Here is a 19,414-nt window from a genome sequence, read left to right on the forward strand (position 1 = left end):
GCCGAGGCCGCCTTCAATATCTCGTTAGCCCGACGCAATTCCGCGTTTTCCCGGCGCAGGCGCTTCACCTCGGCCGATTCCTCGCTCGAGGTACCCGGCCGCTGCCCCGCGTCGACCTCCGCCTGGCGCACCCACTTGCGCAGCGTCTCGGTCGAGACGTTCACCTTCGCCGCGATCGAGCGGATCGCCTCCCACTGCGAGTCGTACTCGGCCTGGCACTCCATCACCAGCGCCACCGCACGTTCCCGCATCTCACGCGAGTACTTCGTCCTCCGGGCCATGATCCACATCCTCACTCAACGAGTGAGCCTCCAACAAACCCGGGGCGGTTCACGACGCAGGATGGTTCCCGTGTTCACTAGTGGTCCGTCTGGGTTTTGATCTGGTGGAGGGTGGTGCGGCCGCGTTGGACTTTGGCGATGATGTCTTCCGCGGTCGCCTTCCATACGAACGGTTTCGGGTCGGTGTTCCAGTGCTCCGCCCAGGCCGTGATGGCCTGTTTGAGGTCCTCAAGACTGGTGAACACGCCACGCCGGAGTCGTTTGTCGGTCAGCTCTTTGAACCAGCGCTCGACCACATTGAGCCAGGAACTGGAGGTCGGGGTGAAATGCAGGTGCCAGCGGCGGCGATCCTTATGAGCCAGCCACTTCGTGACCTCGGGTGCGGTGTGAGCGGAGAGGTTGTCCAGCACGACATGCACACCCAGCCCACGCGGGACGTTGCGGTCGATCTGTTTGAAGAACCGCAGCACGTCCGCGCCCGCGTGGCCTTTGCGCAGTTTGGTGAGGACCTCGCCGGTGCCGATGTTCATCGCTGCGAACAGATCGATCGTGCCGTGTCGCTTGTAGTCATGGGTCATCGTCTGCGCGCGACCGCGCTTCATCGGCAACGACGGCTGTGTTCGGTCCAGCGCCTGGCACTGCGTTTTCTCGTCGAAGCTGAACACCACCGCGCGGGCCGGCGGATGCAGATACACCCCGACCACATCGACCAGTTTCTCCTCGAACCGCGGATCGTTGCTGATTTTGAATGTGTCTACCTTCCACGGTTTGAGGCCGTGGTCGGCCCAGATCCGGGCCACCGAGTCTTTGGCGATCCCGATCCGGGCGGCCATCGTGCGGGTGGTCCAGTGCGTGGCCCCGCCGGGTGGCCCCTCATGCGCCGTAACGTGCAATACCCGCTCGACGGTGCCCGCCGGCAGGCTGGGCTTAGAGTTCCTAACAAAGTTGATCTTCGGTCTTCCGTCTTGCGTGGATGTTGATCTAAGGTGTCGGGCCGTGAGGCGTGGTGAGCAGCCGCCGTGGATCGTGCCGGACGGGTTGTGGCAGCGCATCGAGCCGTTGCTGCCCCAGCCGGCGCTGCGGAATCCGCGGTATCCGGGACGGAAGAGGATCCCGGATCGGCAGGTGTTGTGCGGGATCTTGTTCGTGCTGCACACCGGGATCCAGTGGGAGTTCCTGCCGCAGGAGCTGGGGTTCGGGTCGGGTATGACTTGCTGGCGGCGCCTGGAGGAGTGGAACCGGGCCGGAGTCTGGCGGCAGTTGCACGAGTTGTTGCTGGCCGAGTTGCACGGTGCCGGGAAGCTGGACTGGTCGCGGGCGGTCATCGACTCTTCCCATGTTCGGGCCGCGAGGCGTGGCCCAAAAGCGGTCCGAGCCCGGTCGACCGCGCCCGTCCGGGCTCGAAGCACCACGTCCTGACCGAGGGCGCCGGCATCCCGCTGTCGGTGTCGCTGACCGGCGGCAACCGCAACGACGTCACCGAACTCGAAGCGTTGATTGAGGCGATACCGCCGGTTCGAGGCCGCCGTGGCCGACCACGCCAGCGGCCCGGCGAGCTCTACGGTGACCGCGCCTACGACCACGCCAAGTACCGCAAGAAGGTGCGGGCCAAGGGCATCCGGCCACGCATCGCTCGCCGAGGCCAACCGCACGGCTCCGGCCTGGGCGCGAGCAGGTGGGTCGTCGAACGCACCATTGCCTGGTACCACGGCATGAAACGTCTACGCATCCGCTGGGAACGCCGCGACGACATCCATCAAGCCTTCCTCGCCCTGGCCACCTGCATCATCACTTGGCGACACGTCGCACGACTCTGTTAGGAACTCTTAACCGGCTACGGAGTCGACCATCCTCATCGGACGGTCGTGCACTGCGCCCCGACCCATATCCACCAGATTTGAGCCGGTGCCACGCTTACGGAGCTTTACCACTGGTTCCTGTCGTATACCGTCTGATCTCGCTCGCCGAACCCGACCTGTCTGGCAGTACCAGGCCGTCCCGGCTTTGTCAGCGCTGCTTCCCACCCTCCCCGGCGTCTCCCGGATCAGGCTGCGCTCCGCTTCCACCGGACTGCTGCGACAGCCCCGCGAGAAGGTCTTCCACCTCCCTCGATTCCTAGCGCCTCACGGCGCAAACAAGATCACGGACACTCCCCACCACCCAGACCGCCTCCTCGTCGGTGCCCGCTTGGCCGACGACCTCGATGTCCGGGGCATCGACGACCCGCATCCTGTTGGTGACCCGGCCTGATCACGCCAGGCGTGTTCGGACCGTTCACGCCCTCCGGCCCCGACAGCGGATTTGCTGTGCTGGCTCAGGCGGCTCCGATCAACTCCAGGGTCTGCCCCAGTTGTTCGTACTGGCTGTGGTGGTCGGTGGCCGCGGGGAAGAGGATGAACTCGTCGACGCCGACGCGGGCGAACCGGTCGAGTTTGGCCGCGACCTCGTTCGCCGTGCCGATCGCGGTGTACCGCTCGACTTTCTCGAAGGGGATTCGATACTGCGCTTCGAGGAACCGCGCTGTCTCGGCGCGTCCCTTGGCCGGGTCGCCGATGTGGGTGAAGACCAGCAGACCGATGCGGGGCACTGGCCGGGCGAGTTCGGTGCAGCATCGGCGTAGGTGGCCCAGCGCGGACGCGAGGCGTTGTTCGTCGGCGAACATCCCGATCCAGCCGTCGCCGTGCCGCGCGGCTCGCCGCAGGGCTTGTTCACTGCGGCCGCCGATCCACAGGGGTGGCATGTCCCCGTGGGGCGCGAGCGGTGGGACGTCGAGGTGATAGGGAGCGCCGATCTTCGCGGGGTTGCCCGACAACAGGTCGGGTAGTACGCTGAGGATCGCGTCGGTGCGGGTTCCGCGTTCCTGCACCGGTATTCCGCCTGCCGCCCACTCGGCGGGGTTCTCGCCGCCCACGCCGATGCCGACTTCGAGCCGCTGTCCGCTGAGCACCTGCAGCGAGGTGAGCTGTTTGGCGGTCCACGCCGGGTGGCGCAGGGCCAGCAGCAGGACGCCGAAGCCGAGGCGGACCCGCTCGGTGGCGGCTGCGGCGACGGACAGTGCGACGGTGGCTTCGACCACCGGGGTGTGGAAGGCGAGATGATCACCGACCCAGACGGTCCCGGCGCCGACCTGCTCGGCATGCCGTGCCGCGGCGGCGATGTCGGGGGTGCCGAGACCGAAGGGGTCGGAGATCGGGAGCATGAAGCCGAAGCGGGGCGTCACCATCCGGCAACCAGTCCGCCGTCGACCACGATGGCCTGCCCGGTCAGGTACGCGGACGCGGGTGAGGCCAGCAGGAGCAGTGCGCCGTCGAGGTCCGGTGGCTCCCCCCACCGGCCGACCGCGATGCGGCGCATCGCCCGGCGGTGGAACCTCGGATCGGCAAGCAGGTCGGACACCATGTCGGTGTCCACCCAGCCGGGGCACAGCGAGTTCACCGTGACACCCTTCGGCGCCCACTCAACCGCCAGTGACCGGGTGAGGCCGAGTACCGCGGACTTCGACGAGACGTAGGCTGCCGCCTGGGCCTCCCCGACCAGGCCGAGTGCGCTGGAGACCATGACTATGCGGCCCCAGCCCCGGTCGAGCATCCCGGGCGCGAGGCAGCGGGTGAGCGTGAACATGCCGCGCAGGTTCACCGCCATTACGTCGTCCCAGTCCTTTGTGGGTAGTGCGGTTGCCGGGCCGGGACGGGAGAGACCGGCGTTGTTGACGAGGATGTCGGTGCCACCCCAGCGTTCGTCGAGTTCGGCGGCGAGTCGCTCGGCGGTGTCCGGCAGGCTCAGATCGGCCGGGAGGACGAGACTTTCGTTTCCCAGTGTCGCGGCCACGTCTTGCAGCCGGTTCTTGTCGCGCGCGACCAGCGCGACCTTCGCGCCGGCGGCGTCGAGGACCTGGGCGGCCCTGGCGCCGATTCCTCGGCTGGCGCCGGTGACGACGGCACGGCGGCCCGTGAGGTCGAACAGTCGCGCGGGGCTCGTCGCGGTGGTCATGTCGGTGCTCCTGGCGGCAGGAACAGCCTGAGCAGGCTGTCCACGACGGCTTCTGACATCTCCGAGAAGTCCTTCTTCCGCTTGGGCTGGAACCACACCGGGACGTAGTTCATGGCGCCGTAGAGGTTGTGGATCGTGGCGGCCTCGTCCTCGACGACGAACTCGCCGCGCTGGATGCCTTCCCGCACCACGGAACGGAAAATGGCGTAGTGGTCGCGCTGCAGCTGCCTGATGCGTTCCTGGTAGGCCTGCGGCCAGTCCAGCGGTTGCCGGAACAGGCTCGCCATCTGCGGGGACTTGTGCACGATGATGTCCAGCTGCAGGCCGATGAGCGCGGTCAGCCGGTCCCGCGCCGTACCCGAGCCGTTGTCCGCGATGTCGCGAAGCTGCTGGTTGACCTCCGCGCCGACCGATTCCATGCACGCCATCACCAGTGCTTCCTTGTTGGGGAAGTAGTGGTACAGCGTGGCTTTGGCGATGTCGAGCCGTTCGGCGATCTCGTCGAGGCCGGTGTCGTGGTAGCCGCGCTCGGCGAGCACCTCCGCCGCGGCGGCGACGATGTCGGCCACCTTGCGGTTGCGGCGGCGGGCCACCCTGTTCGACCTGGGCGGCGTGTCCACCCCTGTTGCCGGCACTGACACTGCTGTCCTCCTCATCCAGGAACCGCGGTCACGGCAGGGCTGCCGTGGTGGCCCACGTGGGGTGCTGCCGGAGCTGGGCGGCGACGATCTTCTGCTGGATCTCGCTGGTTCCGCCGCCGATCGTGAAGAGCCGGGCGTCTCGGTAGAGCCGCTCGACCTCGAACTCCCGGGTGTAGCCGTACCCTCCGTGGACCTGGACCGCGAGGTCGACGGCCCGGTTGACCAGCCGACCGCCGGTTAGCTTACCGATCGAAGCGTCGAGTATCGCAGGCTTGCCGTCGTCGACGAGAGCGGCCACGTGCCGGTACAGCAGTCGGCACTGGAGCAGCGCGCTCGCGATGTCCGCGAGCATGGCCTGCACGGCGCCGATCTGGTCGAGCCTGCCGCCGAAGGCCCGGCGGTCCGCCGCGTAGGCGGTGCTGAGGTCGAGTGCCCTGGCACAGGTGCCGGCGGCGATCGCGGGAACCGCCAGCCGTTCGTAGTTGAGCACGTCCATGCCGATGGCCCAGCCCTGTCCGACCTCGCCGAGCCGGTCGCTGTCGGGTACCGGCACGTGGTCGAGCACCAGTTCGCACGTCGGCGAGGAGCGCAGGCCCATCTTGTCCAGCGACCGAGGAACCTCGATGCCGGGCGTCTCCATCGGCACCACGAAGGCCGTCATGGCTTCCTGGAGCCGGGTGTCCCCGGTGCGGCACAACACGAGCAGCACGTCGGCGATCGCGGCGTTGGTGATGAACATCTTGCGTCCGTTGAGGACCCAGCCGTCGTCGGTCCGGGTCGCCGTGGTGGTGATCGCACCGACGTCCGAGCCGGTGTCGGGCTCGGTGACCGCCCACGACCCGATCATGCGGCCGTCGGCGATCGGCACGAGCCAGCGCCGTTGCTGCTGCGCCGAGCCGTGCAGGGAAACCGCTCTGGCGAGCAGGTACGTCGGCATGGTCGACATGGCTAGCCCAGCGTTGCCGTAGGCGAGAGCTTCGATGCCTTCGTGCATCGCCAGCGAGTTCGGGCCCGTCCCGCCGTGTTCCTCGCCGATCACCGCCCCGTACAGCCCCAGGCGCCCGATCTCCAGCAGCAGGCCGCGGATGAGACCGAGGTCTTGCGGGTGCCGGTCGAGTTCGTCGGCCCGTGGCATGACCCGGTCCGCGGTGAACCTCGACATCGTCTCGCTGAACGGCGAGATCCGGGTCGCCATCAGGACTCCACCACCCGGAAGCGCAGTTCGGTCCAGCCGTCGTGGTCGGTGAACTCGGGGGAGACCCGGGCACCGATCGCGGGTGTGCCGCTCAATCGTCCGACCGTGCGCACACCCGCCTGGAGGTCGACCGTCGCGATCACGTAGGGCACCTGGTCCGCGAACGCGGGGTCGAAGGCCCGGTGCACCGTGATGAAGGAGTAGACCGAGCCCGTCGCCGGGACCTCCTCCCAGTGCGTGTGCGGGTGCCCGCAGTGCGGGCAGGCGGGTGTCGGCGGGAAATGCCGGGCGGAACAGCTGTCGCAGATCGGCAGGAGGACCCGGTGTTCGGCCAGGGCCGCCCAGTACGGCGCGCTGTCCTCGTCGGGGGTCGGGGTGGGCGGGGCGGGTGGTGCCGCCGCGGTCTCGATGGTCATCGCAGTCCCTCCTTCACTGGCCGGTGAACCGTGGCCGGCGCTTCTCGGCGAACGCGCGCAGGCCCTCATGGGCGTCGTCGCTGGTCATGCAGTACCGGGAGGTGGTCTCCCGTTCCAGGCGCAGGCCGGCCGCGATCCCGGTGCCGTCCCAGTACGCCGCGTTGAGCACCCGCTTGGCGTTGGCGACGGCCAGCGGCGACTTCTTCGCGACCTCGGCGGCGAACTCGGTGCCCGCCTTGATCAGCTCGTCGTCACCGACCACTTTGGACACCAGTCCCCAGTCCGCCGCTTCCTCGGGCGAGAGCATCCGCCCGGAGAAGATCAGCTCGCGCGCGCGGGCGGGACCCACCGCCCTCGGTAGCAGGGTGAGCACCCCACCCCCGCCCATCTGGCCGAAGGGCAGGTGCGCGTCACCGATCCGGGCCGAGGTCGAGGCGATGGCGAGGTCGCACGACAGCATCAGCTCGATACCACCGGCGATGGCGACGCCGTTCACGAGCGCGACGAACGGCTGGGGGTACTCGGAGATGCGGCCGAACACCTCGTGCAGGTCCGCGAGAAACCGGGGAAAGTCACGGCGGTCACGTTGCAGCACCTGGTACTTCTTCATGTCACCGCCGGCGGAGAAGGCACGCCCGGCCCCGGTGATCGCGACGACCCGGACCCGGTCGTCGGCGGCGAGGTCGTCGAAGACCCGGCCCAGTGCCAGCCCGGTGTCCCAGTCGATCGGGTTCATCTCGTCCGGTCGGTTCAGCGTGACCAGGCCGAGCTGTGCTCCTGCCTCGTCCAGTTCGACGCGGTCGACGACAATAGTGCTGTCTGACAAGATCTCTCCTCGCGATTCTCAGAGCCGGATCGGTGTGGCGGCTGGTCGTGGTGTGGCGGGCTGGATCAGCGTCGAGGCCGCGAGGCCGTCGCGCAGCCAGTCCGGCAGCGGCTGGGCGCGCAGTGTCACGGCCCCCGTGTCGTCCTCCCCGAAGAGCGCCCAGGCGTGCCACGAGGTCACCTTCACCATCACCCTGCCGTCGTCGATCCTGCTGGCCACGGCGGTGACGGAGAACGACGTGTGCCCGATCGACGACGGGTACAGCGCGACCGAGATCTCGTCGTCGAGGGCGAGCGGCGCGACGTACTGGGCGGCCGAGGCCACCGAGGGGCAGCCGCTGCCCTCGCGGAACATGCCGCTGACGGGATGTTCGATCGCCTTGCACCAGCCGGTCAGCAGTTCCTCCAGCCACCGGTACGGCGCGGCGAAGTACAGGATTCTCGCCGCGTCCACGTCGCCCATCGCAACTCTGCGGTTGCGCCGGACCAGCGGACGAGTTGTGTCGGTCTCCACGTGAACCACTCTAACACCGGGTCGTAATTCGACGTCAAGGACGAAGTTCGACTCAATAGTTGACGTTTGTCGGCGCCGGCGCCTATCCTCCGTGATCCAGGAGGACCGATGAGACCAACTGCGATAGCCGGTGTGGGCTACACAGAGCTGAGTAAGAAGTCCGGACGCAGCGTGCTGGACCTGGCGACCGAGGCCACCCGGACCGCGGCCGCCGATGCCGGGCTGCCGTTGTCCGAAGTGGACGGAGTGGTGAGCTTCAGTGTGCTCAACGACTCCGTGTCCAGTGAGGCCGTCGCGACCGCGCTGGCGTTGCCGGGACTGCGTTACGTGATGGACTTCCAGCAGGGCGGGCAGTCACCGTGCTTCATGGTCCAGCAGGCGGCGATGGCCGTCGCCCAGGGCTACGCGGAGAACGTGCTGGTGTTCCGCGCCCTGAACGGACGGTCCGGGGTGCGGGTGGGCAGCACGTCGTTCGCCGGCGGCGGCGGCCAGTTCCGCTACCCCATCGGGTACAGCGCGTACCTGATGTACATCGCCATGTGGGCCCGCCGGTTCATGCACGAAACCGGGACCACCACCGAGGACCTCGCGGCGGTGGCGATCGCCCAGCGGGAGTACGCGATGCGCAACGAGCGCGCCATCGTACGCAAGCCACTCGACCTCGAGTCCTATCTGGACTCACCCATGGTCGCCGACCCGTTCCGTGCCGCGGACTGCACCAGCGAGGTCGACGGAGCCTGCGCGGTGCTGGTGACGTCGGCCGAGCGGGCGCGTGACCTGCGGCACCCGCCTGCCTTGATCGCCTCCGCGGCGTACCGGGCGGGAGCGAAGCCGGGCCTGGACATCGGCGACCAGCTGCTGTACGAGGACTACACGCACAACTTCACCAGCCTCCTGCGCGACGAACTGTTCGGCAGGGCCGGAATCACACCGTCCGATGTGGACTTCGCTGAGATATACGACTGCTTCACCAGCACCGTCCTGTTCGGACTGGAAGGGCTGGGACTGTGCGGCCGGGGCGAGGCGGGCGGGTTCGTCCGCTCCGGAGCGACCGCGCGCGAGGGCAGGCTGCCCGTCAACACGAACGGCGGCCTGCTCGCGGAGGGCTATCTGCACGGCATGAACACCGTCGCCGAGGCGGTGCTGCAGGTCCAGGGCCGCGGCGGCGACCGGCAGGTGCCGCGGCACGAGGTCGGCGTGGTGACCTCCGGCGCGCTGGTGGACGGTTCGGCACTGGTGCTGACCACGGATCGATGAGGAAGGAACCCATGAGCGTGCTGGCCAACCGGCTCACCGAGCTGCTCGGTGTCGAATATCCGATCATTCAGGAGGGGATGGGCCCCTACCAGACCGACCAGATCGCGGCGGCGGTGTCCGCGGCGGGCGGGCTCGGCACCGTGAGCATGCCGGGCATGACCAAGGAACCCGAGGTCGGCGCCCGGCTGCTCCGTGAGCACATCGACAACGTCGCGTCGCTGACCGACCGCCCGTTCGCGGTCAACGTCCCGGTGGGACGCGACAGCACTGGGAAGGTGCTGCCGGTCAGCGAGGCGTACATCCAGGCGGTGGTGGACGCCCGCGCGAGCGATCCGGCACTGGAGCGCCAGCTCCGGGTGCTCACCACGAGCGCGGGCTTCCCCGGCGAGTTCCGGCCGCTGATCAGCGGGAGCGGCCTCGTGCACATGCACAAGGTCGGAGCCACCGCGCACGCGCGCAAGGCCGAGCTGGCCGGCGTCGACGTGGTGATCGCTTCGGGCTACGAGATGGGCGGGCACACGCACGCCAAACCGGTGCACACGTTCGTGCTGGTCCCGAACGTCACCGAGGCCGTGTCGGTGCCGGTGGTCCTGTCTGGTGGAGCGCGCGACGGCCGCACCCTCGCGGCCGCGCTGGCACTGGGTGCGTCGGGGGTCGCGATGGGCACGCGGTTCATCGCGACCGAGGACAACACCGACTGGCACCCGGCCTACACCGAGCGGATCCTGGCCGCCGGTGAAGGTGACGACGCGGTGGCGCCCGGGGTGTACGGCCCGGCCCGGGTGCTGCGCAACGCCGCCGTCGACCGGCTCCAGCGGATGGTCGAGAACGATGAGCTGAGCCCTGACGAGCTGACCAGGTGGAAGGACGAAGCGCTGATCCGCGCCCAGTCGGTCGGCGATGTCGACGGCGGGCTGGTGCCCGCCGGCCAGGTCTGCAGCGGGATCAGCGAAGTGGTGCGGATCGCCGAGTTCGTCCCGAACATGGCGAACGAGGCCGCAGCGATCCTGCGCGACCTCGCCGGTGCCGCGGAGCCGGCGCGGTGACCGCGCCGGGTGGCATCGTGCTGCTGGGCGGCGACCTCGCCACGGTCACCGACCTGACCCGGCGGGCGGAGGCCGCGGGGTTCGACTCCGTGTGGACGACCGAGTTCTACGAACGCTCCGCCATCGTGTCGCTCGCCGCCATGGCGCACGCCACCAGCCGGGTCCGGATCGGCAGCGCGATCGCCTACGCTGTCGGGCGTTCCCCGCTCGTGCTCGCCACCGAGGCCCGCGACCTCGACGAGCTCTCCGGCGGACGGCTCGTGCTCGGTCTCGGCACCGGGACCCGCACGATGCAACGCGACTGGCACGGTGCCGACCCCACCGCGCCCGCGCTGCGGGTGGAGGAGCTCGTTCCGCTGCTGCGCCGCTTCTGGGCCATGGACGAGACCGGAATCGACCACAAGGCCCGATTCTACACCGTGCGGCTCAAGCCGACGGCCGACGTCCGGCCGCCGTTGCGCACCGACATCCCGGTGCAGCTGGCCGGTGTCAACAAACGCATGATCCAGGCGGCAGGCGCCGTGGCCGACGGGCTTGTCGGGCATCCGGTGTTCAGCCGCAAGTACGTCGAGACGACGGTCCGGCCCGCGCTGGAGGAGGGCGCACGGCGCACCGGACGCGCTGCGGACGAGGTGACGCTCACCGGGTTCGTGATCTGTTCCGTGCACGACGACACCGCGGTCGCCCGTGCCGAAGCCAAGGCGCAGATCGCGTTCTACGCCGTGGTGCGCACCTACGCCGCGGCCTTCGAGGTGCTCGGTTTCGGTTCCGCCATCGCCGAGATCCGGGACGCGTGGACCCGCCGGGACCGCGCCGCCATGATCGGCGCCGTGCCCGAGGAGCTGGTCGACCTCCTCGCCGTCACCGGGCCGCCCGAAGAGGTGCGGCAGCGGTTCACCGCGAACTTCGCCGACGTCTACGACCACGCGATGTTGTACTCGCCGAGCTTCGGCATCCCGCCGGACCGGTTCGTCGAGAACGTTCAGGCGACCATCGACACCTTCGCCGCCTGAAGAGCACCTCTCTTTTTCCGCCCAACGCTGTGCAGGAAAGGAATATCAGTTCCATGCGTAAACGTGCCAAAGGACTCGTTGCGCTGGCCGTCCTCACTCTCGTGACGGGGTTCGGACTCGGCATCCCGGCGACCGCCGACACGGCGCCGGCGACCAAGTCCCTCCCGGCTCCCTACAGCCAGTGGAACGTCTCGGTGACGCCGGTCGACGGGAACAACCAGGTGCTGCGGGTGGACTTCGACAGCCCGCTCATGCACCGGCGGATGGAAAACCTCGTCTACCTGCCCGACTCCTACCACGGCGACGGGACGCCGTCCCCGGTGCTGTACTACCTGCACGGGACCGTCCTGCAGGAGCTGGACAACGCGGCGCTGGACCCGGTCACCGGCCAGGAGTCGTTGCTGCACATGGTCTCCGCGGGCGGCGGTTACCGCCAGACGGAACTGATGGACTTCAAGTCCCAGCTGAGCAAGGCGCGGTTCGTGGTGGTGGCACCCGACACGGACACAGCCGGGACGGTGTGCCACAACTGCGGCTGGATCGACGGCCGGGCGGACCTGGTGCCGAACGTGCCCCCGCTGACCGGTGAGCAGCTGCCCGGCGACTCGTTCCTCCACCAGGAGCTGTACCCGCTCGTCGAGCACATGTTCAACGTCCGGACCGACCGGGCCGGGCGCGGTGTGAGCGGTTTCTCCATGGGCGGCTACTCGGCCATGGTGCAGGGCATGAAGCACCCGGACGACTACGGTTTCATCGGATCGGTCAGCGGTGTCTACGAGATCCTTTCCGAGCCGCGGCTGCGCGCCCTCTGGGAAGCGCTGGGGTACTTGCGCGACCAGGGCTACGGCACCGGCCTGACCGACGAGGTGTGGTGGCGCAACTACAACCCGAGCGACCTCGCCACCAACCTGTCCGGGACGGGCACGAAGTTCCTGCTCAGCTTCGGCGACGCGTGCCTGTCGGCCGCCGCGGCCGGCGACGCGAACTGCGCGGCCTACCCGCCGTTGCGCAACCCCGCCGCGGCCGCGATCGAGGCGGTGCTCAACAGCAACAACCACGTCGCGATGAAGGACTTGGCCGCGAAGGCGATTCCGGTGCAGGTCGTGCAGCTGCCGGGCGTGCACGGGGCCAACGACGCGCAGGTCTACCGTGACTTCATGGTCTCGGCGGCCAACGAGACGTTCGCGAAGGGTGTCCCGGACCCCGCCACCTTCTCCTACCGCACGGTGAACCCGGCGTTCTCCGTGTGGGGGTACGACGTGCGGGTCACCCGGAGCGCCGACGAGTTCCTCTCGCTGACCAACGCGCGGCGGGACGGTACCGCCTTCACCGTCAGCGGCACCGGCACCGTCGCGCTCCAGACCCCGGCGGCGTTCACGCCGGGCAGCACGCACCGGGTCACCGTCACGGCGCCGAACGGGCACGCGACCGCGCAGACCGTCACCGCCGACGACCGGGGACGGCTGCCGGTGAGTGTGGACCTCGGCCCGGGAAACCTGCTGCCGCAGGAAAAGCTGACCGACACGTTGGTGTTGTCGGCGGTCCGCACGGCGACTATCCGGATCGACTAGGCAGGTGGCTGTGGTGGCCGGTCGCCCCGGCCGGCCACCATTCGCGAAGGAGAGATCACATGGCACAACTGGTTCACGAGTTCGTCGGCTCGTCCGTCCGCCGGTTCGGTGACAGCAGGGCGCTGACGGACGCCAACGGCAGCCTGACGTACAACGAGATGTGGGACCGCAGTCGTCGTCTCGCCACCGGCCTTCGCGGGCTGGGTGTGCAGCGGGGCGACCGGGTCGTGGCGCTCATGCACAACCGCAACGAGTGGGTGGAAGTCGACAACGCCGTCTCCATGATCGGCGGGGTCCGCGGCAGGCTCAACGCCCGCGACTCGCTCCGGGAGTTCGCCTGGGTGCTCAACGATCTGCGGCCTTCGGTCGTCGTGACCAGCCCGGAGTTCACGAAGCCGATCCAGGAACTGGTGGATTCGGGAAAGGCACCGAGCGCCCGGATCGTCGGGCTCGGTGACGACTACGAGAGGCTGATCGGCGAGTCGGAGCCGTTCGACCCCGAGCGGGCGGCCGACGACGAGCCGTACCTGGTCTTCCACACCTCCGGCACCACCGGGAACTACAAGGGCGCGGTGTACCAGCACCGGCAGTGGGTCAACATCTACCGCAACATCCTCGCGACGATGATGAACGACGTCGACTCCGGTTCCGCGCTGTTGCACGTGGGGCCGCTGTCGCACCAGTCGGGGATCCTGACGGCACCGGCGCTGTTCCACGGCGGCCGGTCGGTGATGATGACCCACTTCGACGCGGAGGAGTTCTTCGAAACCGTCGAACGGGAACGGATCACCCACACCATCCTCGCACCGGCGATCATCAACGCGCTCACGCACCACCCGGCGGCGACCCGCAGCGACCTGAGCAGCCTACGGCGTGTCTACTACTCCGGCTCGCCCATCGCGTCGACCGTGCTCAGCGACGCGATGAAGATCTTCGGCCCGGTCTTCTTCCAGGGTTACGGCTCCACCGAGGGCGGCACCATCTACAACACCATCCTGTACCCCGACGAGCATGTCGAGGCACTGGAGCACCGTCCGGAGCGGCTCGCCTCCTGCGGCAGGCCGAGCCCGTTCTTCGACGTCAAGATCGCCGACGACGAGGGGACGGAGGTCGCCACCGGCGACATCGGCGAGCTGTGGGTCCGGGGCGACGCCGTGTCCGTCGAGTACTGGAACCAGCCCGAGGCGACCGCGAGGGCCTACGTGGACGGCTGGTTCCGGATGGGCGACCTCGCGACCGCCGACGAGGACGGGTACATCACGATCGTCGACCGCAAGAACGACATGATCATCAGCGGCGGGCTCAACGTCTACCCGCGCGAGGTCGAGGACGTCATCACCGCGCATCCGGACGTCAACGAGGTCGCGGTGGTCGGCGTTCCCCACGAGAAGTGGGGCGAGGCGGTCCACGCGTGTGTCTCGCTGCGGTCCGGTTCCACACTCACCCTGGAGCAACTGCAGCAGCACTGCCGCGACAGCGGGCTCGCGACGTACAAGAAACCCCTTTCCCTCGAAGTGGTCGACGAAATCCCCAAAACCGCCGTCGGCAAGGTCTTCCGGCGTGCGATGCGGGAACGCCACTGGGAGGGACACGACCGGCGGGTCGGCTGACTCGGAGGCGAACATGTTCCACGACATCCGCTACGACGTCGACGGCACGACCGCAGTCGTCACGATCGACCGCCCGGAGCGGTACAACGCCCTGCGGGCCACGACGGTCGAGGAGTTGGTCCACGCCTTCCGGACCGCGTGGGCGGACCGCGGCGTGCGGTGCGTGATCCTCACCGGCGCCGGGGACAAGGCGTTCAGCACCGGTGGTGACGTCAAACAGCGAGCCGAGACCGGCGACTACGGGCCCAGCGCCAGCGGCCTGTTCGAGCTCGACTACCTGCACCGGCTGATCCGCGAGATACCCAAACCCGTGATCGCCGCCGTCAACGGCCTCGCCATCGGCGGCGGCCACGTGCTCCACGTGCTGTGCGACATCTCCATCGCGAGTTCGACCGCCCGGTTCGGCCAGGCCGGCCCCAGGGTGGGCTCGTTCGACGCCGGGTTCGGCACCACCTACCTGGCGCGCGTCATCGGCGAGAAGCGAGCACGGGAGATGTGGTACTTCTGCCGCCAGTACGACGCCGACACAGCGGAGCGCTGGGGACTGGTCAACACGGTCGTGCCACCGGAAAGGCTGATGGCGGAAGCCCATCGGTGGGCAGCCGACGTCGCGGCGATGAGCCCGACCGCGATCAAGGTCCTGAAGCACTCGTTCAACACCGACACCGAGCACCAGGCCGGTCTCGCCAACGTCGCTGGCTCCGCACTGGCACTGTTCGTCGAGTCCGAAGAAGGCAAGGAGGGAGCGGCGGCGTTCGCCGAAAAGCGCAAACCGGACTTCAGCCGGTTCCCGGCCTGACGCCGCGACGGGACCGACGACGACTCCTGCCGGTTTCAGAATCCGATCGCTTCGCGGAGCAGCAGGACGGTGCCGCGCCCGGGGTGGGGTTCCGCGTTGAGGACGAGAAGGCGGTTGACGGCGCTGGGCCGCCCGTAGGCCACCTGGGCGCGGGCGCTTTCCAGCGGGAGAGCGTGATCTTCGAGGCGGCGCAGTGCGGTGCTCAGGTCGGGTACCACCTTCTGCGCCCCGACGATCCAGATCGCGCGGGCGGCGCCGCCGGCGTAGGCGGGCAGGCGGCTTCCGCTGCCCGAGGCGACCACGAGGGAGCCGGTTTCGGGGCTCTGGCGCAGGTTTCGTGGTCCGGTGACTGGCGGTGAGCGTGGCAGTTGATCATATCGGCCGTGCTCTATTGAGCTTGAGAGGCTGTTGCCGCATCTGAGTGGGCTGGTCGTCGAGCGGCTGGTCGGGGTTCGCCAGGTCCAGGCCACCGAAGCAGAGGTACGCACGTCATTGCGTGATGTAGGCGTCCCACTCATCTCCTTGAATACCCTCACTGGACATCGCTCCTGGCTCCGAAGGTTGCACGATCGTTATTCCATTCACGCGGCAGAGCCGGCGCCGGTTTCAGGCGTCTTTCCGGCGGATGCGAACTTTCATCTTCTGGAGATTGGGATTCAGGAAATTCAGCTTTCACCATGTCACGCAGGTCCCCTGTCGGCGGCGCTCGAAAACTGAACACTTTCGGCGGTGAAAAGTGAGCACTCGACGATTGGAGAGTGATCACTTTGGAGGACTGGGCGCTGATCAGGAGGTTGGCTGCTGAGGGGGTGCCGAAGGCGCGGATCGCGGAGCGTTTGGGGATCTCACGAACGACGGTGATCAAGGCGGTGAACTCGGACGCGCCGCCGCGGTATGTGCGCAGGCCTGGGCCGACGTCGTTCACGGCGTTCGAGCCGGCGGTGCGGGCGCTGCTGGAGGAGGTTCCGGACATGCTGGCGACGGTGCTGGCCGAGCGGGTGGGGTGGACGGGGTCGATCCGGTGGTTCCGCGAGAACGTCAAGCGGCTGCGGCCCGAGCATCGGCCGGTCGATCCGGCTGACCGGATTGCTTGGGCACCTGGCGATGCCGCGCAGTGCGATCTGTGGTTCCCGCCGCGCAAGATCCCGCTCGAGGACGGGACCGCGAAGCTGTTGCCGGTGCTGGTGATCACCGCCGCGTACTCGCGGTTCAGCACCGGGCGGATGATCCCGACCCGCAAGACCGAAGGCCTGCTGCTGGGCACGTGGGAGCTGATCCAGCAGCTCGGACGGGTCCCACGGCGGCTGATCTGGGACAACGAGCCCGGCATCGGCCGCGGCCAGCGCCGGGCCGAGGGCGTCGCGTCGTTCATGGGCACCTTGGCCACCAAGCTGGTGCTGCTGCCGCCGAAGGACCCGGAGTCCAAGGGCGTGGTGGAGCGCCGCAACGGCTGATTCGAGACCTCGTTCATGCCCGGCCGGCGGTTCACCTCACCGGCGGACTTCAACGAACAGTTCACCGACTGGCTGACCAAGGCCAACGCGCGGGTGGTGCGCACGATCAAGGCCGCACCGGCCGACCTGGTCGACGCCGATCGGGCGGCGATGCTGGCGTTGCCGCCGATCCCGCTGCACCTGGGCTGGGGCAACAAGATCCGGTTGGGCCGTGACTACTACGTCCGACTCGACACCAACGACTACTCCGTCGATCCGACCGTGATCGGCCGGATGGTCGACGTCGCAGCAGATCTCGACCGCGTCCGGGTCCGCTGCGAGGGCCGCGTCGTGGCCGAACACCCCCGCGTCTGGGCCAGAGGAACCACCATCACCGACCCGGTCCATGTCGAGACAGCCGCCTGGCTGCGCAAGCAGTACCAGCAACCCCGCGCCGTCGGAACGATCGGAGCTGGTGATGATCTGGCCCGGGATCTCAGCGACTACGACTGCGCCTTCGGACTGCTCAGCGATGACGAGGGAGCCAGCTGATGGCCGCCACGAAGCCCGCCGCGAACAGCACCGCGAAGACCGCCGCGAGCACCGAGGCGGTCAAGCACATCACCTACCTCGCCGCCGCGCTGAAGGCACCGCGGATCACCGAGGCCGCCGCCAGGCTGGCCGACCAGGCCCGTGACGCCGGCTGGACCCATGAGGACTACCTCGCCGCGGTCCTCGAACGCGAAGTCAGCGCCCGCAACGCCTCCGGCGCCCAACTGCGGATCCGCGCAGCAGGCTTCCCAGCTCCCAAGACGCTGGAGGACTTCGACTTCGACGCACAACCAGCGATCCGCCAGCAGATAGGGGCCCTGGCCTCCGGCGGGTTCCTCACCGAGGCCCGCAACGTCGTCCTGCTCGGGCCGCCCGTTATCAACGGGACCTGACCCCGCTTCATCACTGTCCGAAACGAACCGTTACTGTCCGTTCGTGATCCGTTGAGTCGGTCTTATCAGCGGGAGTTCTTCGACGAGACGGAACATCAACAGTGGCACACAGCCTCGCTATCCGACCCTCCGGCGGGCGTCGCACCTGGACGGTGCTCGACGAGGGCTATCGGACGGTCGTCCCGGTCGAGGAGTGGTTGGAGGCGCACCGGCATCTGTGGTCGCCGAACACGGTGCGCGGTTATGCCACGTCGTTGGCGCAGTGGTGGACCTTCCTCGAGCAGCGCGGTGAGACCAACGGGTGGCGGGATGTCGGCGTCTCTGCGGTTGCTGGGTTCTTGTCGTGGTTGCGCAACGGTCGCACGGTCGAGCACGCCATCGTCACGCCGGAGGACGCGCCGACTCCGGAGACGTTGGAAGCCCGCCTGGCGGCGCTGATCTCCTTCTATCGCTGGTACGAGGCGGTGTTCGACGTGCCGGTCGCGAGTCGGCTGATGCGCGGGGCACCACGTCGAGCACCGGCCCGCGGGTTGCTGGCGCATCTGGACGCCCGCTCGGCACCGGGACCGTCGTCACTGGTACGAGTCCGGCGCCATCGTCGGCGTGACCGGCCGCCGTTGCTGCTGCCGCAGCAGATCCAGGCGATTCTGGATGGCTGCGCCGTCGTCGACGCCGCACCCGGCGCACGAACCGGGCCGGCGCCGCACTGGTGCGGGCGGTCACCGCGGGCTCCCCGCCGGCGCCGGCGCCGGGTGAGCCCCGCACACCAAACCCCGCTCATCGTCTTCGTGCCAGCCGTGCTCGATCAACCACGCCCGCACCGGCCCCGCCAGCGCTGGGGCCTGGTGGGCCAGCGCGCCGGCGAGCATCGGGCCGTCCCCGCACCGCGGGCACTCCAGCACGCCGACCTGCTCGTGCGGCTGACACGCCGCGCAGTGATGGCGCTCGATCACCGCACCAGGCCGATGCGGGTCCGGGTAGAGCCAGGTGATCGCCAAGTCCTGCCGCTGCTGCCAGCGATCCCGCGCACTGCGGCCAGGATCGGCACCACAGCTCGGGCACCGCCCGTTCGCCGCGTCCACCGAACCCGACCGCTCGGCCTTGTCTGGTGGCGCACTCGACGTCGGTTGGGGCTCGGCCGCCGGAGTGCGCGGCCGCGCCGCTTTCGGGCGGGCGCCGAGCGTTTCCCGACACAACCACGCCCAGCGCAACCAGAAGCTACTCGCCGGTCACTTTGCACTTCGGGTCAGCTTCGGGAGTACCGGGCCTGGACACACCGCGGCCCCCGCGCCGCTGGGGGTGGGCGAGCGCGGGCGGTTTCACTGCGTCTTGTCCACCATGACGCATGATTTCCCGTCTTCGGTGGTCGCGGTCACGACGGCCGCGTAGGGCCGACCGTTCATCGTGCCGGTGATCGGCAACGCGACGGCGTTGCCCGTCTGAGTTGCCTGCGCAAGGTCATAGCTGAACTTCTCTCCGGAGCCGAAGACGGCGAAGGCCTCGACCCGGTTCCGGTAGCTCGGGCAGCCCATTTTGGCGGCCGCGTCCTGGTCCTGCCGGTTCCCGGAGGACACCTTCCTCAGGAAGTCCTGGAGCAAGGCCAGCCCGGTCGCACTGTCACCGGGGGCAGCTGCGCCGGTACTGCTCGGTGTCGTCGGTTCCGGGGTATTCGGCTCCGTGCTGTCCGGCTGTGGATCGGCAAGGGTGGTGGGAGTGCTGGTGACAGGTAGGCCCTGCTCGCCGGTCGGCCAGTCGCTGGAGCCGCCGATCAGGAACCCCGGCGCGACCAAACCGGTGATCAGGAACGCCACGAGCACGACCGCGCCGAGGCCGAGGCCGCCCCAGAGGCCGGTCCTGGGCTTTCTAGGCGAGGGGCCAG

Annotated in this window: 20 protein-coding genes and 2 pseudogenes; 10 read left to right on the top strand and 12 right to left on the bottom strand. The window is 68.7% G+C overall.

Annotated features, from left to right (window positions below; translation table 11 throughout):
• Positions 1-281: transposase (locus tag H5411_RS39645; protein ID WP_183126773.1), on the bottom strand; the 281-nt coding region annotated here is incomplete at its 3' end.
• 77 nt (positions 282-358) lie between these two features.
• Positions 359-1,333: an IS630 family transposase gene (locus tag H5411_RS39650; RefSeq protein WP_246370099.1), complete on the bottom strand. Its 975-nt coding sequence runs from the start codon at positions 1,331-1,333 to the stop codon at positions 359-361.
• On the opposite strand from H5411_RS39650, the gene H5411_RS39655 reads away from it, so the two are divergent.
• Positions 1,305-2,101, top strand: a protein-coding gene (locus tag H5411_RS39655; protein WP_312878712.1) for an IS5 family transposase whose coding sequence is annotated in 2 segments (ribosomal slippage) — positions 1,305-1,641 and positions 1,641-2,101 — 798 coding nt in all. Because the reading frame shifts where the segments join, the coding sequence is not laid out codon by codon here. The genes H5411_RS39650 and H5411_RS39655 overlap by 29 nt on opposite strands.
• 494 nt (positions 2,102-2,595) lie before the next feature.
• Here the strand turns inward: H5411_RS39655 and H5411_RS39660 are convergent.
• Genes H5411_RS39660 through H5411_RS39690 form a run of 7 tightly spaced genes read right to left on the bottom strand, consistent with a single transcriptional unit; the run spans position 2,596 to position 7,862 of the window.
• Positions 2,596-3,504 carry an LLM class flavin-dependent oxidoreductase gene (locus H5411_RS39660; protein WP_220818093.1) on the bottom strand — a complete coding sequence of 303 codons (909 nt, stop codon included), beginning with the start codon at positions 3,502-3,504 and terminating at the stop codon, positions 2,596-2,598.
• The gene (locus H5411_RS39665; protein WP_183126775.1) at positions 3,498-4,271 is read right to left on the bottom strand and encodes an SDR family NAD(P)-dependent oxidoreductase; all 774 of its coding nucleotides are present in this window, start codon (positions 4,269-4,271) and stop codon (positions 3,498-3,500) included. The genes H5411_RS39660 and H5411_RS39665 overlap by 7 nt, the downstream gene beginning before the upstream one ends.
• Positions 4,268-4,912, bottom strand: a complete 645-nt coding sequence (locus H5411_RS39670) for a TetR/AcrR family transcriptional regulator (protein WP_183126776.1) — start codon at positions 4,910-4,912, stop codon at positions 4,268-4,270. The genes H5411_RS39665 and H5411_RS39670 overlap by 4 nt, the downstream gene beginning before the upstream one ends.
• 28 nt (positions 4,913-4,940) lie before the next feature.
• Entirely contained in the window at positions 4,941-6,107 is a 1,167-nt protein-coding gene (locus H5411_RS39675) for an acyl-CoA dehydrogenase family protein (RefSeq protein WP_183126777.1), read from the bottom strand.
• Complete coding sequence (locus H5411_RS39680) at positions 6,107-6,523, bottom strand: Zn-ribbon domain-containing OB-fold protein (RefSeq protein ID WP_183126778.1); 417 nt, start codon at positions 6,521-6,523, stop codon at positions 6,107-6,109. The genes H5411_RS39675 and H5411_RS39680 overlap by 1 nt, the downstream gene beginning before the upstream one ends.
• 13 nt (positions 6,524-6,536) lie before the next feature.
• Positions 6,537-7,349, bottom strand: a complete 813-nt coding sequence (locus H5411_RS39685) for an enoyl-CoA hydratase/isomerase family protein (protein WP_183126779.1) — start codon at positions 7,347-7,349, stop codon at positions 6,537-6,539.
• An 18-nt stretch (positions 7,350-7,367) separates the two neighbouring features.
• Positions 7,368-7,862, bottom strand: a complete 495-nt coding sequence (locus H5411_RS39690) for an acyl-CoA thioesterase (protein ID WP_183126780.1) — start codon at positions 7,860-7,862, stop codon at positions 7,368-7,370.
• Between the two features lie 132 nt (positions 7,863-7,994).
• Here H5411_RS39690 and H5411_RS39695 point away from each other — a divergent pair, with 132 nt between their 5' ends.
• Genes H5411_RS39695 through H5411_RS39720 form a run of 6 tightly spaced genes read left to right on the top strand, consistent with a single transcriptional unit; the run spans position 7,995 to position 15,158 of the window.
• Entirely contained in the window at positions 7,995-9,119 is a 1,125-nt protein-coding gene (locus H5411_RS39695) for a thiolase C-terminal domain-containing protein (RefSeq protein WP_220818094.1), read from the top strand.
• Positions 9,120-9,130: 11 nt separating this feature from the next.
• Complete coding sequence (locus tag H5411_RS39700; protein ID WP_183126782.1) at positions 9,131-10,165, top strand: NAD(P)H-dependent flavin oxidoreductase; 1,035 nt, start codon at positions 9,131-9,133, stop codon at positions 10,163-10,165.
• Complete coding sequence (locus H5411_RS39705) at positions 10,162-11,178, top strand: LLM class flavin-dependent oxidoreductase (protein WP_220818095.1); 1,017 nt, start codon at positions 10,162-10,164, stop codon at positions 11,176-11,178. Before H5411_RS39700 ends, H5411_RS39705 begins: the two co-directional genes overlap by 4 nt.
• 53 nt (positions 11,179-11,231) lie before the next feature.
• Complete coding sequence (locus H5411_RS39710) at positions 11,232-12,749, top strand: alpha/beta hydrolase (RefSeq protein WP_183126783.1); 1,518 nt, start codon at positions 11,232-11,234, stop codon at positions 12,747-12,749.
• 59 nt (positions 12,750-12,808) lie between these two features.
• Positions 12,809-14,359, top strand: a complete 1,551-nt coding sequence (locus H5411_RS39715; RefSeq protein ID WP_183126784.1) for a class I adenylate-forming enzyme family protein — start codon at positions 12,809-12,811, stop codon at positions 14,357-14,359.
• Positions 14,360-14,372: 13 nt separating this feature from the next.
• Positions 14,373-15,158 carry an enoyl-CoA hydratase-related protein gene (locus H5411_RS39720; protein ID WP_183126785.1) on the top strand — a complete coding sequence of 262 codons (786 nt, stop codon included), beginning with the start codon at positions 14,373-14,375 and terminating at the stop codon, positions 15,156-15,158.
• Between the two features lie 35 nt (positions 15,159-15,193).
• Here the strand turns inward: H5411_RS39720 and H5411_RS48115 are convergent, their stop codons facing one another.
• Positions 15,194-15,676, bottom strand: a complete 483-nt coding sequence (locus H5411_RS48115) for an LUD domain-containing protein (RefSeq protein ID WP_246370131.1) — start codon at positions 15,674-15,676, stop codon at positions 15,194-15,196.
• A 240-nt stretch (positions 15,677-15,916) separates the two neighbouring features.
• Between H5411_RS48115 and istA the strand changes: the two are divergent.
• The 3 genes and pseudogenes from istA to H5411_RS49460 all read left to right on the top strand — a co-directional run.
• Positions 15,917-17,143, top strand: a pseudogene (gene istA, locus H5411_RS39730) (IS21 family transposase).
• Positions 17,143-17,535: an ATP-binding protein gene (locus H5411_RS39735; protein ID WP_220818096.1), complete on the top strand. Its 393-nt coding sequence runs from the start codon at positions 17,143-17,145 to the stop codon at positions 17,533-17,535. The pseudogene istA and the gene H5411_RS39735 overlap by 1 nt, the downstream one beginning before the upstream one ends.
• Before the next feature lie 233 nt (positions 17,536-17,768).
• Positions 17,769-17,978 (top strand): annotated as a pseudogene (locus H5411_RS49460) (hypothetical protein); the annotation flags it as partial.
• A 276-nt stretch (positions 17,979-18,254) separates the two neighbouring features.
• On the opposite strand, the gene H5411_RS48120 reads toward H5411_RS49460, so the two are convergent.
• A complete protein-coding gene (locus H5411_RS48120) occupies positions 18,255-18,533 on the bottom strand; it encodes a hypothetical protein (protein ID WP_183126803.1) in 279 nt (92 codons plus the stop codon).
• 321 nt (positions 18,534-18,854) lie between these two features.
• On the bottom strand, positions 18,855-19,346 hold the full coding sequence (locus H5411_RS39750) for a hypothetical protein (protein WP_183126786.1): 492 nt from the start codon (positions 19,344-19,346) through the stop codon (positions 18,855-18,857).
• Positions 19,347-19,414: the final 68 nt, after the last annotated feature.

Origin of the sequence: Amycolatopsis echigonensis (genome assembly GCF_014174495.1) — a bacterium.
Taxonomy (GTDB): domain Bacteria; phylum Actinomycetota; class Actinomycetes; order Mycobacteriales; family Pseudonocardiaceae; genus Amycolatopsis; species Amycolatopsis echigonensis.